Source organism: Pseudomonas zeae (genome assembly GCF_014268485.2).
Lineage (GTDB): Bacteria > Pseudomonadota > Gammaproteobacteria > Pseudomonadales > Pseudomonadaceae > Aquipseudomonas > Aquipseudomonas neuropathica.
Genome location: NZ_CP077090.1, coordinates 4,563,182 through 4,577,617, shown reverse-complemented (window position 1 = coordinate 4,577,617; position 14,436 = coordinate 4,563,182). Strand labels below are relative to the sequence as shown.

At 63.0% G+C, this 14,436-nt stretch carries 5 protein-coding genes; 3 read left to right on the top strand and 2 right to left on the bottom strand.

The window, feature by feature from the left end; all coding sequences use genetic code 11:
• The first annotated feature begins 46 nt into the window (after positions 1-46).
• Together HU754_RS20070 and HU754_RS20065 are read left to right on the top strand one after the other, a co-directional pair.
• Positions 47-220 (top strand): DUF1427 family protein, encoded by a 174-nt coding sequence (locus tag HU754_RS20070; RefSeq protein ID WP_093433877.1) that lies wholly within the window; start codon positions 47-49, stop codon positions 218-220.
• Positions 221-249: 29 nt separating this feature from the next.
• On the top strand, positions 250-1,206 hold the full coding sequence (locus HU754_RS20065) for a quinone oxidoreductase family protein (protein WP_186624114.1): 957 nt from the start codon (positions 250-252) through the stop codon (positions 1,204-1,206).
• A 122-nt stretch (positions 1,207-1,328) separates the two neighbouring features.
• On the opposite strand, the gene HU754_RS20060 is transcribed toward HU754_RS20065, so the two are convergent.
• Together HU754_RS20060 and HU754_RS20055 are read right to left on the bottom strand one after the other, a co-directional pair.
• Positions 1,329-2,351, bottom strand: a complete 1,023-nt coding sequence (locus tag HU754_RS20060; protein WP_093433881.1) for a purine-nucleoside phosphorylase — start codon at positions 2,349-2,351, stop codon at positions 1,329-1,331.
• 15 nt (positions 2,352-2,366) lie between these two features.
• Entirely contained in the window at positions 2,367-3,326 is a 960-nt protein-coding gene (locus HU754_RS20055) for a nucleoside-specific channel-forming protein Tsx (RefSeq protein WP_186624115.1), read from the bottom strand.
• A 518-nt stretch (positions 3,327-3,844) separates the two neighbouring features.
• Between HU754_RS20055 and HU754_RS20050 the strand changes: the two genes are divergently transcribed.
• Positions 3,845-14,371, top strand: a complete 10,527-nt coding sequence (locus HU754_RS20050; protein WP_186624116.1) for an autotransporter-associated beta strand repeat-containing protein — start codon at positions 3,845-3,847, stop codon at positions 14,369-14,371.
• The last annotated feature ends 65 nt before the right edge of the window (positions 14,372-14,436 follow it).

Genomic DNA, 14,436 nt, shown 5'->3' with positions numbered 1-14,436 from the left:
TTCCCTAAACTCTGCCCATTCCCTTCAAACGGCGGAGTTCCTCCCCATGAACTACCTGATTTCACTGGCCATTGGTCTGGGCGTCGGCCTGCTGTATGGCGCGCTGGATTTCCGTTCCCCGGCGCCACCGGCCATCGCCCTGGTCGGTTTGCTCGGCATGCTTGCCGGTGAACAGTTATGGCCGATGGGCCGGCAACTGGTGACGGGCTGGCTGTCCTGAACTCTTTTTCTCCTTCGGTGGATGTCCCCATGAAAGCACTGCAATTCGATAAAACCGGCGATCTGTCTTCCCTGCGCTACGTCGAGGTGTCGACTCCGGTACCCAGCGCTGACGAAGTGCTGGTGCAGATCAAGGCTGCCGGCCTGAATCCCAGTGATGTGAAAAACGTCCTGGGTCGCTTCCCCTACACCACGCTGCCACGGATTCCCGGTCGGGACTTTGCCGGTGTCGTTGTCGAAGGCCCGCAGGCCTTGATCGGTCAGGAAGTCTGGGGCACTGGTCGTGAGCTGGGCTTTTTTGCCGACGGCTCCCATGCGCAGTTCGTCAAACTGCCGACCAATGGCGTGGCGCACAAACCTTCGCATCTGAGTTTCACCCAAGCCGCCAGCCTCGGCGTGCCCTACACAACGGCGTGGGATGCGCTGGAACGCAGTCTGGTAACGGCTGAAACCCGTTTGCTGGTGATCGGCGGCGGTGCGGTGGCCTCGGCGGCATTGGCCCTGGCGAAAGTGCGTGGTGCGCAGTTGCTGGCAGCGGCGCGCCGCCCGGAGCAGGTGGCGGAGTTACAGGCGCAGGGTTATCAGACGATCCAGCTGGATAAACCCGAAGGCCTCGGCGCGCAGGTCAACGCGGTTTATCGCGGCGGCGCCGATGTGATCTTCGATACCACCGGTTTCTGGTTGCCAGCGTCGGTGGCGGCATTGGCCACCTTCGGCCGGATCGCGATCATCGCCGCGCCGGTGGACGGGCATGTGCAATTGCCGGCACTGGCGTTGTATCGCAAGGGCGGTTCGGTGGTCGGGATCAATTCGTTGTTGTATGGCGTTGAAGCCTGTGCGGCGATGCTTGAGCAGTTCGGGCGGTTCTTTGATGAAGGCTTGCTGCCGTTGCCGCAAGGGTTGGTCGAAGCGCCGTTGGCCGAAGGCCTGGCGCGCTACGCCGATGTGAATCAGGGCAGCGGTGACAAGGTCATCCTCATCCCCTGAAACACCGCAAAACCCCTGTAGGAGTGAGCCTGCTCGCGATCGCGGTGTATCAGTCACCCATGTATCAACTGACACACCGCGATCGCGAGCAGGCTCACTCCTACAGTAGATCGGTGTCGGGCTCAGGATTGCGGGACACCGTTTTCCCACGCCGACCAGTTTTTCAGGATGTCCTGCACCAGCGGATTCCCCGCACGATAGAGGTTCTCCAGCGCCGGCACGAAGCCGCCCTGATCGGCGTACTTGAGCAGGTTGTCCACTTCACTGCCGCCCGGCTCTGGACGATCAAAATCGGACCCGGCACGCACCACGGCCAGACGTTGCACGTCGACCAGACCTTCGCGACTGGCACGTAGCAAGGCCTCATAAGTCGAGTTGTCTTCCTGCTGCGTCGTGCAGTATTCGCCCTTGTTATCGGTCAACAACTTGGTCCAGACCTCGGCCCGTTCGCTCAGGCGCGTGCCGGAGAACCAGGTGTTGCCGGCCAGTGTGTCGCAACGGGTCACCACCGGTGGTTGATTGGCCGGGGCCGACGGGTACTTCAGGCGCCACGCGGCGGATTCCCTGCTTTCGCTCAGCTCGACCTTGTGGCTCAGGGCGAACGCCTTGGCCTGCAGTTTCGGGTTGAGTTCAAAGACTTCGGTCTTGTAGTCCAGCGGTGGTTTTTCGTTCGGGCCTTTGGTGTTGATGCCCAGGTAGCCGGTCGGCCAACTCGACGGCGCATCGCGCGAATCGATCTCCCATTGCGTGCCAAATTCCACCAGATAGTGCGCCCATGCAGCGGTGCCGATGGTCCCGTGTTTCGGGCTTATGCCGGCGATACCGGCGATCAGGAAGTAACTTTTGCGCAGGTCGAATTTCGGCGACAAGGCCAAGGCCAGTGTCGAAGCGGCGGCGTTGGTCTGGCCCATACCGGTGGTCAGCAGGCACACCTGCTGCGTGTTGCAGCGGATGCTCGGGTACTCGGCGGACAGGCCCGGCACGCGGATTTCCTGCTTCAGCTCCAGGCGATCGATCCAATGCTGCGCCTCGGGGGCGAACATGGTGATCAGCACGACTTTCGGCTGCATCGGTGCTTCGGCGGCCCACGCGGTGGAGGAGAGCAGGGCCGCACCGGCCAGGGTCAAACGCATCATTGCTTGCATGGAAAACTCCTTGATTCAGAACTGATAACCGACGCCGGCGTAGTAACCCCAGCCGTTGGAACGTGCGCGGAAATTGCCGTCGCCAAAATTCAGCTCGCTGCCGTCTTCCCAGTTGCCGCCGTTGTGGAAATAACGGCCGACCAGGGTGAAGCGCAAGTGAGTGAACGAGTAGAGCAAGACGTTGGTCGCCACTGTTGCGTTGGCCGTGCGCGCAGGGTTGTCCTTGTGGATGTCCGAGCCGAAATCGAAGTTGGTGAAACCGATGTAGGTCAGCGACGCGCCGTTGCTGAATTTGTCGATCGGCACGATGTACTTCAGTTGCGCGCGATAGCCGTCCCACGAATATTCGTTGCTCGCGCCGTAGTTTTCCCACTGATAGCGACCGTACAGGTTGGCCGACAGATTGACCCGCGAATGGGTGTCGATGTCGGTACCGAAACCGCTGTAGAGGGTGTTGGCGCGGTTCTCTTTACGGCTGCCGTGGTCGTAGATCCAGTCGAACGCCACATACCATTCCTTGAACGGGCCGATGGCCAGGCTGCGGCCGGCGAGGTAGTCGATGGAAATGCGCGGTTCGTGCTCCATAAACACTGGTGAGCCGTGATCCCACACGCCTTTGTCGTGGCTGTTGCCGATGTTGAAGATCTTCGGAATGTCGATGTAGCCGTATAACTCGAACGGGCCTTTGCGGCCGAAGTACTCGTATTCCAGATAGATGTCGTCGGCCGGTTGCGGGCCGAAGCTGATGTCCTTGCTGCCGATCAACATCAGGTCCTGGTTGTACCAGTCCGACAGGTACGCGCCTTGTTTCGGCGGGCTAGCTTCGGGGCTGAGGGCTTCGCCCTGGGCGGATTCTTCCTTGGCGACCGGTTGCGCCAGAGCGCTGGGGCTGAGAAGTCCGGTAACGCCGGTCAGTAGCAGGGAAACAGCGAGCGTGCACGGGAAAGGTGCGCGAAAAGGGCATGCGATGGGCATTCAAAGTCCTTTTTTTGCGGATCAGGGCCCGGATTCCGTGGGCTTGTACGGTTTTGTTACGAAAACGCTGGAATTGCCATTGCGCAAACGTTTGCACAAGACGTACCAAAATCTTCAACAAGCTGAAAAATAGATCGTTTTGCTGCATTTCCTGCTTGATCGGTCAGACGCGGTTTTGCGCACCCTGCAGGTCCATGTGGGAGCGAGCCTGCTCGCGAAGGCGGGGGGGCGGAAAAGTATCCGCAAGCTGAACGACGCCTTCGCGAGCAAGCTCGCTCCCACCGTTTTGAATCGCGTCGAGGCTAATAGCTGCGTGGTTGAAACGCTGATTCCAGAGGCCTCTAGCACCAAAGTATTAATGCCATTTAACCAATGCCCCATCGCAGGGCGTCGACTAGCGTGTGTCAGGAATAGAACGGTTTTGTAATGACCGGCGCAGTCTTGATTCGCGTGTCGAATAAGCCCGCTGCTTGTGCACGCCGCTCAAGGAAGAAATTGGCCACGACAAGGAGTAGCCCGTGGAAGCAAGGTTTGGTGTCGCCCTCGTTTCGCGTTTTTCCCCTCTTTCCCTTGCTGTGCACCTGAGCGTCGCCGGGCTGTTGTTCGGCGGGGTCAGCGCACCTGCGCTGGCCACGTGCTCCACGGCAGGTTCCACCGTGACCTGCACCGGCGTGCCGAGTCTGCCGCTGTTTCTCAATAACTTTTCCAGTGCCACCAGCGGTTTGACGGTCAACGTCAACAGCGGCGCGCAGATGAACGCGACCCTCGGCGGCCATGTGATGGACCTGACCGGGGTGAACATCTCCCTGAACAACTCCGGCACCCTCGACCCGGCGCTACTGGGCCTGGTCTCGGTGTTGAGTGGCGGCGCATTCATTGGCACCGGTGCGACCAGTACGGTCAGTGTGCTCAACAATGCCAGCGGGACCATTCGCGGCACGGGCATGTTGCTCGGGCTCAACCTGACCAGCATCGACGGCCTGGCCCTTTCGGTTAACAACGCGGCAACCGGCACCACCAGCATCACCAACAACGGCACCATCACGTCGACCGGTTTGTCGGTCGGCGGCATCACCCTCGCCGACACCCCGGTGGTCGGCGTCTACGGCGGTTCGCAGGTCAACATGACCAACAGCAGCACCGGTGTGATCAACGGCCGCATCGCCTTCGAAACGTCGGCGGCGGGCAATACCTTCACCAACGCCGGTGCGATTACCGGCGGTGTGTCGATGGGCGCGGCGAGCACCAACACCTTCACTGCGGTGACCGGCTCCAGCGTCAACGTCGGTGACGGTGTACAGATCAGCGTCGGCCTCGGCGGTTTGATCGGCATCAACCTGACCTTCGCCCCGACCGGTACGGTGGATGGCGGTGCGGGCGGCACCAACAGCCTGATCCTGCAAAACCCGGCTGGCGTCGGCGGCGGTATCACCGGGACTGGCACGGCATCGAGCGCCACCTACATCAACTTCAACAACCTGACCCTCAACAGCGGCACCTGGACCTTGCTGGGGCCATTGGTCAGTGGCGCGACCACGCTCAACGGCGGTATCGCGAATTTCAACAACAACGCCACCTTCGGCAGCGGCGTAATCACCTCCAACGGCGGGACTCTGCAGGCCAGCAATGCCGGGTTGAACATCAGCAATCTGATTTCCCTCGGCGCGGGTGGCGTGACCGTGCAAGGCACTAACGCCACCACCCTGAGCGGCGTCATTTCCGGCAGCGGTGGCCTGACCAAGGTCGGCTCCGGGCAACTGAGCCTCAGCGCTGCCAACACCTACCTGGGCAATACCACGCTCAATGGCGGCACCGTCCAGTTGGGCAACAACCTGGCGCTGAGCACCGGCACCCTCAACGTCACCGGCGCGACAACATTGAGCGCACCGGGCACGATCAGCCTGGTCAACGCCATCAGCCTCGGCGGCACCCTGACGGCTGGCGGCACCGGAGCACTGACCCTTGGCGGTTTGATCAGCGGCAGCAGTGGTCTGACCAAAACCGGCAGCGGTAGCCTGACCGTCAGCGGTGCCAATACCGGTTTCACCGGCACCACCACCCTCAGCGCCGGTAGCCTGTTGGTGACCAACAATGATTCGCTGGGCAGTGGCGCGCTGAATACCGCCGCCGGTACCAGTCTGGACAGCACCGCCAACGTCACACTGGCCAATAACATCGGTATGACCGGTGCGCTCAACGTGCTCGGCAGCAATGCCCTGACACTCGGCGGCGTGTTGTCTGGCACTGGCGGGATTACCAAATCCGGCAGCGCCGGCCTGACCTTGAGCGGCAACAACACCAACAGCGGCAACACGCTGCTCAATGCCGGCAGCCTGTTCGTTGGCAGCAACACCGCGCTGGGGACTGGCGCACTGAATGCGGCGGCGGGTACCACGCTGGATGCGACGGCCGCAGTGACATTGGCCAACGCCGTTGCGCTGGCGGGCGGGGTGACCATCGGCGGCACTCAGGCATTGGGCCTGAGCGGCGTTGTCAGCGGTGCCGGCAGTTTGATCAAGAATGGTACGGCGGACCTGACCCTCGGTGGCAACAACACCTTCGCCGGCGGCACTGCGCTCAATGCCGGTACGCTGATTGTCGGTTCCAATACGGCGCTGGGTACCGGTGCCCTGGCCACAGCGGCAGGCACCAAACTCGACGCCAGCACCACGGCCGCGTTGACCAATGCGGTGACCCTTGGCGGTGATCTGGAAGTGCGTGGCAGCGCTGACCTGACCCTCGGTGGTGTGATCAGCGGCAGTGGCGGGTTGACCAAGCGCGGTTTTGCCAACCTGACTCTCAACGGTGCCAACACTTATCTCGGCGGTACCACGCTGGCCGCCGGCACGCTCACTGTGGGCAACGCGGCCGCGTTGGGCAGCGGTGCATTGAACGTCATCGATGTCTCAGCGCTGGACAGCAACACCGCTGTCAACCTGAGCAACAACATCAACCTCAACAGCAGTACCCTGAGCCTCGGCGGCAGCAGCGGTCTGACCCTCTCCGGTGTCATCAACGGCGCCGGTCAACTGATCAAGAACGGCGCCGCCAACCTGACCCTCGATGGGGTAAACACGTTCGCTGGCGGGACCACGTTGAACGCCGGTAGCTTGACTGTCGGTAACGCTGCGGCGCTGGGCACTGGCGCACTGACTGTCGCCGGGGCCAGTACCCTCAACAGCAGCACGGCGGTGACCCTGAACAACGCAATCACCCTCAACGCCAACCTTACCGCCGGCGGCGCCAATGCGCTGACCCTTGGCGGGGTGATCAGTGGCGGCAGTGGTTTAATCAAGACCGGCGCATCCAGCCTGACCCTCAACGGTAACAACACCTACACCGGCACCACCGCCCTGAACGCCGGTTCGCTGATTGTCGGCTCCAATACCGCCCTCGGCACTGGCACACTGAACGCCTCGAACGGCACCAATCTGGATGCCAGCACTGCGGCAACGCTGGCAAACAACGTTAACCTCGGCGGCACTCTTACCTTGGGTGGCACTAATGCGCTGACCCTCGGCGGCGTGGTCGCCGGTATCGGTGGACTGACCAAGAACGGCGCTGCCGACCTGACCCTTAACGGCGCCAACACTTATTTTGGCAACACCGTGTTGAACACCGGCAAACTGATTGTCGGCAGCAACACCGCGCTGGGTTCCGGTACGTTGAACGCGGCGGCCAACACCACGCTGGACGCCAACACGGCGGTCAGCCTGAACAATGCCGTAGTACTCGCCGGTGCCTTGAACATCGGCGGCACGGCGGATATGACCCTGACCGGTCTGGTCAGCGGCGCCGGCAGTCTGGTGAAAGACGGCGCAGCCAATCTGATTCTCAACGCCGCCAACAACTACCTCGGGGGCACCACGCTGAACGCCGGTACGTTGACCGTCGGCAACAGCTCGGCACTGGGTTCCGGTGCGCTGACCGTCGCTGGTGCGGCAACGCTGGACAGCAATTCGCCGCTGGTCAGCCTCAACAACGCCGTCGCCCTGAATGCCGCGCTGACCGTGGGCGGTACGCAGAACCTCACCCTCGGCGGCGTCACCAGCGGCACTGGCCAGTTGATCAAGGACGGCGCGGCCAATCTCACCCTCAATGGCAACAACACCTTCAGCGGCGGCACCACGCTCAACGCCGGTACGCTGACATTGGGCAATGCCAACGGCCTGGGCAGCGGTGCATTGGTCGTCGGCGGCGCGGCGACGCTGGATAACAGCGCCTCGTTCGGCATTGGCAACGCGATCACTTTGAACGCCGGGCTGACGGTTGCCGGCAACAACGATTTGAGCCTGAACGGCATCATCGACGGCGCCGGCAGCCTGACCAAAAACGGCCTGTCTGACCTGGCTCTGGCCGGTAACAACACCTTCACCGGCGCGCTGAATATCGTCTCGGGCAGCGTCACCACGCTCAATACCAACGCGTTGGGTAACACCTCCGGGGTCAACATCAGTGCCGGTGCCGGGCTGAATCTGGGCAGTGACGCCAGCCTCGGCGCGCTGACCGGCAGCGGCAGTGTGCAACTGACCGGCAGCAACACCCTGACCGTCGGCAGCGGCAACGTCACCAGTACGTTCGACGGTGATCTCAGCGGCAGCGGCGGCCTGGTCAAAGTCGGCACTGGCACGCTGAACCTCACCGGGATCAACGGCATCACCGGCAACACCGCGATCAATGGCGGCACCGTTGATCTCAGCGGTTCGCTGGGCAGTGCTCAACTCAACGTCAATACCGGCGGCACCCTGACCGGTACCGGCTCGGCGCTCGGCGCGGTCAACATCAACAACGGTGGGCATCTCGCATTGTCGTCGGGCAACACCTTGTCGGCGGGCGCTCTGACTCTCGGCACCGGCAGCAACGTTGATGTGGCACTGGGCACACCGTCGACCTCATCGCTGATGAATGTCGGTGGCAACCTCACGCTCGACGGCAATCTCAATGTCACCGATGCCGGCGGCTTCGGCGTCGGTGTGTATCGCTTGTTCAACTATACCGGCAGCCTGACCAACCTCGGTCTGGACGTGGCCAGCGTGCCGGTCGGCTACGGCCTCGGCGATCTGCTGGTGCAAACCGGGGTGGCCAATCAGATCAACATTCAAGTCTCGGCGCCGAACAGCAACATCCGTTACTGGGACGGCAGCCAGACCATTGCCAACGGTGTGGTCGATGGCGGCAGTGGCACGTGGAATGCGGTCGGCACCAACTGGACCGATGCCAACGGTCTGGTCAATCAACCGTGGGCCGGTGACTTTGCAGTATTCCAGGGCACTGCCGGCACTGTGACGGTGAACGGCACGCAAGCGTTCACCGGCATGCAGTTCCTCACCGATGGCTACAACGTGGTCAACGGTGCGGCGGGGCAGCTCACGGCGGTCAACGGCACCGGCGGCACTACTTCGTTGCGCGTTGATCCGGGCGTGACGGCGACCATCAATGCCAATATCGATGGCAGCGGCATCCTCAATAAACTTGACGCCGGCACCCTGGTGCTCGGCGGTGCCAACACCTATACCGGCGGCACGCAACTGGATGGTGGCAAGATCGTCGTCGGCAGCAACACCGCGCTGGGCAGCGGCACGCTGACCGCCAACGCTGGTACACAACTGGACAGCAACACCGCCGTGACCCTCGGCAATGCCGCGACGCTCAACGGTAACCTCACCGTGGTCGGCAGCAATGCGCTGACCCTCAACGGCGTGATTGGTGGCACCGGCGGGCTGATCAAAACCGGCACGGCCAATCTGACCCTCGGCGGCAATAACGCTTTCCTCGGCCCGGTGGCGCTGAATGCCGGCGGACTGATTCTGGCGTCGAACTCGGCGCTCGGCTCCGGCACGTTGAACGCGGCGGGCGGTACGACGCTGGATGCCAGCACGGCGGTTTCGGTAAACAACGCGGTCAACCTGGCCGGCAATCTCGGCATCGGCGGCACGGCGGATCTGACCCTGGCCGGTACGCTCAACGGCGCCGGCAGCCTGAGCAAAAACGGCGCCGCCAACCTGACCCTCAGCGGCAACAACAACTTCCTCGGCGGCACCACTTTGAACGCGGGCACCTTGACCGCCGGCAGTAACTCAGCGCTGGGTCTGGGCAACCTGACCGTGGCGGGTGCCTCGGCGCTGGACAGCAACAGTGCGCTGAGCCTGGGCAACAACGTCGTGCTCAATGCCAATCTGAGCAACACCGGCAGCAACAACCTGACCCTCGCAGGTGTGGTCAGCGGCGCGGGTGGATTGATCAAGGACGGCACGTCGAACCTGACACTCAACGGCATCAACACTTTCACCGGCGGTACCACGCTGAATGCTGGCACGCTGACCCTTGGTACGGGCGCGTCGCTGGGCAGCGGCGCGCTGACCGTGGCCGGCGCTTCGACCCTCGACAACTCCGCGCCGCTGGTGCTGGCCAACAACCTCAACGTCAATGCCAATCTGGCCTTGGCCGGTAACAACAGCCTGACCCTTGGCGGTGTGATTGCCGGCGCCGGTACGCTGAGCAAAAACGGTCTGGCCGACGTGACATTGAGCGGCAGCAACACTTTCAGCGGGACGTTCGATGTGCTCGCTGGCAGCCTGACCACGCTCAGTGGTGGGGCGTTGGGCAACAACGCCACGGTCAATCTCGCTAGCGGCGCAGCGCTCAATCTCGGTGCTTCGGGCAGCCTCGCGGGCCTCACCGGCAGCGGCACTGCGCTGGTCGGCACTGGCAATACGCTGAGCCTCGGTGGCAACAACGTCAGCAGCACGTTTGCCGGCATACTCAGCGGTGATGGCGGGCTGAGCAAACTCGGCACGGGCACCCTGACCCTCAGCGGCATCAGCGACATGACCGGTGACACCAGCGTCAACGCCGGCACCTTGCAGGTCAACGGCTCGCTGGCCAGCGGCAACGTGCTGGTCAACAACGGTGGCACCCTCGGTGGCAGCGGCACCTTGACCGGTGCCGTGACGGTGGCTGATGGCGGTCATCTGGCGGGCGTCACCGGCAGCACGTTGAGCGTGAGTTCGCTGGTGTTGAACGGCAACTCAAACTTCGACGTCGGACTTGGCACACCGGTGTCCGGCGGCGGCAATGCGCTAGTCAATGTCGGCGGCAACCTGACCCTCGACGGCACCCTCAATGTCAGCGACATCGGCGGTTTCGGCAGCGGCGTGTATCGCCTGATCGACTACACCGGCGGCCTGACTGACAACGGCATGCTCTTCGGCACGTTGCCGGGTAGCGTCAGCCCGGGCGATCTACAACTGCAAACCGCGCTGGCCAATCAGATCAACCTGCTGGTCACCGCACCGGGCGTCACCGTGCAGTTCTGGGACGGCAATCAACTGGTGGCCAATGGTTCGGTAGAGGGCGGCAGCGGCACTTGGGGCACTGGCACCACCAACTGGACCGACGTCAACGGCACCACCAACCAAGCGTGGGGCAACAGCTTCGCGGTGTTCCAGGGCGCGGCCGGCACGGTGACCGTCAACGGCGCGCAAACCGTTACCGGCCTGCAGTTCGTCACCGATGGCTACAGCCTGGTGAACGGCACGGCGGGTTCGCTGAATCTGGTCAACGGTTCGCTGGGCAATGCCACGGTGCGGGTTGACCCGAATGCCACGGCAACCATCGGTGTCGCGCTCAATGGCAGCGGCACGCTGGGCAAATACGACAGCGGTACGCTGGTGCTCAACGCGGCCAACGGCTACACCGGCGGCACGGCGCTCAATGGCGGCAAGATTGTGGTCGGTAACGACGCGGCGCTCGGCACTGGCGTGTTGACGGCGGCAGATGGCACAGCGCTGGACAGCAATGCGGCCGTCAGCCTTGGTAACGACGTGGTAGTCAATGGCGGTCTGACCGTTGCCGGCTCCAACGCCTTGACCCTCGGCGGTGTGGTCAGCGGCAGCGGCAGCCTGATCAAGGCCGGCGCATCGAGCCTGACCCTCAACGGCAGCAACACTTTCAGTGGCGGCACTCAACTCGCCGGCGGCACGCTGGTTCTTGGCAACAACAGTGCGATCAGCAGCGCTGCGCTTAACGTGACCGGTGACGGCACGCTCGACAGCACCTCGGCGCTGCAACTGGCCAATGCCATCAACCTTGGCGCGCAACTGACCCTCGCCGGTAATCAGAACACCACATTGATCGGTGCGGTGACCGGCACCGGCAGTCTGCTGAAAAACGGTAGCGGCGATCTCGTCCTCAGTGGCGCCAACACCTACAGCGGCGGCACCACACTGACCGGCGGCACGACGCGCGGTGACACCAGCAGCCTGCAAGGTGCGATCGTCAACTACGCAACGCTGACCTTCGAGCAAAACGCCGACGGCAGCTACACCGGTAACCTCACTGGTGCCGGCACGCTGAACAAAACCGGGGCTGGAGAGTTGCTGCTGACTGGCAACAACAGCTTCACCGGCAATACCTCGGTGCAGGCCGGCAACCTGATCGTCAACGGTGTGCTCAACAGCGCCAATGTCAACGTTGCCAGCGGCGCGGGCATCGGCGGCGGTGGCCAGTTTGGGGGGACCGTGCAACTAGCCAGCGGCGCGACGCTGCTGGGTGGCGGTACGGCAACGCCATTGTCAGTCGGTTCGTTGGCACTGTCGTCGGGGACCAATCTGGACTTCAGCCTCGGCTCGGCGGCCAGTTCGACCACCGTGGTCAATGTCGCCGGCAATCTGACCCTCGACGGTACGTTGAACATCAGCAACGCCGGCGGTTTCGGCACCGGGGTTTATCAACTGTTCAGCTACGGCGGCAGCCTGACCGACAACGGTCTGGTGTATGGCAGCCTGCCGGTGTCGGCGGCCAATCTGACCCTGCAAACCGCGATTGCCAATCAGATCAACCTGCTGGTGCAAGGCACCCCGGGTGAGGTGCAGTTCTGGAACGGTGGCACCACCAATCCGGACGGCAGCATCGGTGGCGGCAGCGGTGTGTGGGGGCCGGGCACCAACTGGACCGATCCGAGCGGGACGCAGGCCCTGGCTTCAAATGGTCAGTTCGCGGTGTTCGGCGGTCAGGCAGGTACGGTTACGGTGCAGGGCAATCAGAACTTCACCGGCCTGCAATTCCTCGCCGGCGGCTACAGCCTGACGCCGGGTGCCGGTGGCTCACTGACCCCGGTCAACGGTGCGGACGGCAGCCTCGCGCCAGTGCGGGTCAATGCCGGAGGGAGCGCGGAAATCTCCGCGCCGCTGGTGGGCACGGGCGGTATCGAGAAACTTGATTCCGGCACGCTGGTATTGAGCGGCGCCAACACCTACAGCGGTGGCACCACCGTCAGCGGCGGTACGCTGGTCGGTAACACCACCAGCCTGCAAGGCAATATCCTCAACAACGCTTCGCTGTTTTTCGTGCAGAACTTCAACGGTCAGTTCAATGGATCGTTGCGCGGACTGGGCGCGATGCTTAAACGCGGTACCGGCACCTTGCTGTTGACCGGTGATCAGCCATTCAGCGGCACGGTCGCAGTCGATCAAGGCGTGCTGCAAGTCGGCAGCCGGTCGGCGCGGGCGTCGTTGGGCGGGCAAGTTACCGTGGCCAACGGCGCGGGGTTGAGTGGTAACGGCAGCATTGGTTCGGTGGTCAACCATGGCGTTGTCGCCTCGGGCTCCGAAGCAGGCACCCTGAGCGTGGCCGGTAACCTGACCAACGCCAGCGATGGTGTGCTGGCCCTGACGGTCAGCTCGCCAACCGCGACGCCACTGGCAATCGGTGGCACCGCAACGCTGGGCGGCGCTTTGCAAGTGAACTCGCTTGCACCGTTCACCGGCAACACCACGTATTCGCTGATCACGGCGGGCGGTGGCGTGAACGGCACCTTCAGCGCTGCGGACCTGCCGCAATACGCGTTCCTCAACACGGCACTGGTGTATGACGCCAACGCAGTGAACCTGGTGGTCAGCCGCAATGGCAATTCGTTCGCCGATGTCGCCGCCACTGGCAACCAGTTCCGGACTGCTACTGCGCTGTCGAACAATGGCCCGGCGGGCGCGGCGTTGCAGAACGAGATCGTCAACCTCAGTGTCGCCGGTGCGCGCAATGCCTTCGACAGTCTGTCCGGTGAGATCCACGCCAGCACCGCCAGTGCGATCCTTGAGGATTCGCGCTACGTGCGTGACGCGGTCAACGATCGCATGCGCCAGCCGTCGTGCAGCGCGGCGGATGATCCACGTCGTGCCCTGGCGCCAAGTGACAACCAACTGAGCAGCAACGGTTGCCACGGCGAAATGGTTGGCTGGGCGCGGGCTCTTGGTGCGTGGGGTGAGTCGGATGGCGACAGCAACGCGGCGAAACTCGATCGTAACCTCAGCGGCTTCATGCTCGGCACCGACAAGCAACTCGATGACCAGTGGCGCGTGGGCATGGCCGCTGGTTACACCCGCAGCGACCTTGATGCCCATGATCGTCGCTCGGACGCCACCGTCGAAAGCTACCATCTGGCCGCGTACCTCAACTCGCAGTTCGATGCCCTGGCCGTGCGCCTCGGCGCGGCTTACAGCTGGCACGACATCGAGACCAAACGCAACGTCAGCTTCGGCAGCTACAACGACCGCTTGAAAGCCAACTACGACGCGCGCAGTGCGCAGGTGTTCGGTGAAGTCGGTTACACGATTGACACCGGCGGCATTGCCCTTGAGCCGTTCGCCGGTCTGGCCTACGTCAACTACGACAGCGACAAAGCCAAGGAGAAAGGCGGAGTAGGGCGCCTGGAAGCGGATGCCGATCAAGACATCACCTTCTCGACCCTCGGCGTGCGTGCCGGCAAAGTCATCACCCTGGCCAACGGCGGGCAATTCACCCCGCGCGCGGCACTCGGCTGGCGCCATGCGTTTGGTGACACCAAGCCTGACGCTGATCTGACCTTCATCGACGGCGGCGCCTCGTTCAGCACCCAAGGCGTGCCGATCGCCAAGGACAGCGCCATCGTCGAAGCGGGGGTCGACTTCCAGATCAGCCCGACCGGCAAACTCGGGGTCGGCTACTCGGGGCAACTGTCGAACGACAGCAACGACCATGCGATGACCATCAGCTTCAGCCTGGGCTTCTGATTTAGGGGCGAAGCACTTTTAGCCGCCCGCGAGGGCGGTTTTTTTTTGCCTTGCCTCAAGCTGCT

What these genes read in the sequence shown, in the direction of transcription:
- HU754_RS20070 (WP_093433877.1), top strand. Translation starts at nt 47, where the DNA reads ATGAACTACCTGATTTCACTGGCCATTGGTCTGGGCGTCGGCCTGCTG.
- HU754_RS20065 (WP_186624114.1), top strand. Translation starts at nt 250, where the DNA reads ATGAAAGCACTGCAATTCGATAAAACCGGCGATCTGTCTTCCCTGCGC.
- HU754_RS20060 (WP_093433881.1), bottom strand. Translation starts at nt 2,351, where the DNA reads ATGCAAGCAATGATGCGTTTGACCCTGGCCGGTGCGGCCCTGCTCTCC.
- HU754_RS20055 (WP_186624115.1), bottom strand. Translation starts at nt 3,326, where the DNA reads ATGCCCATCGCATGCCCTTTTCGCGCACCTTTCCCGTGCACGCTCGCT.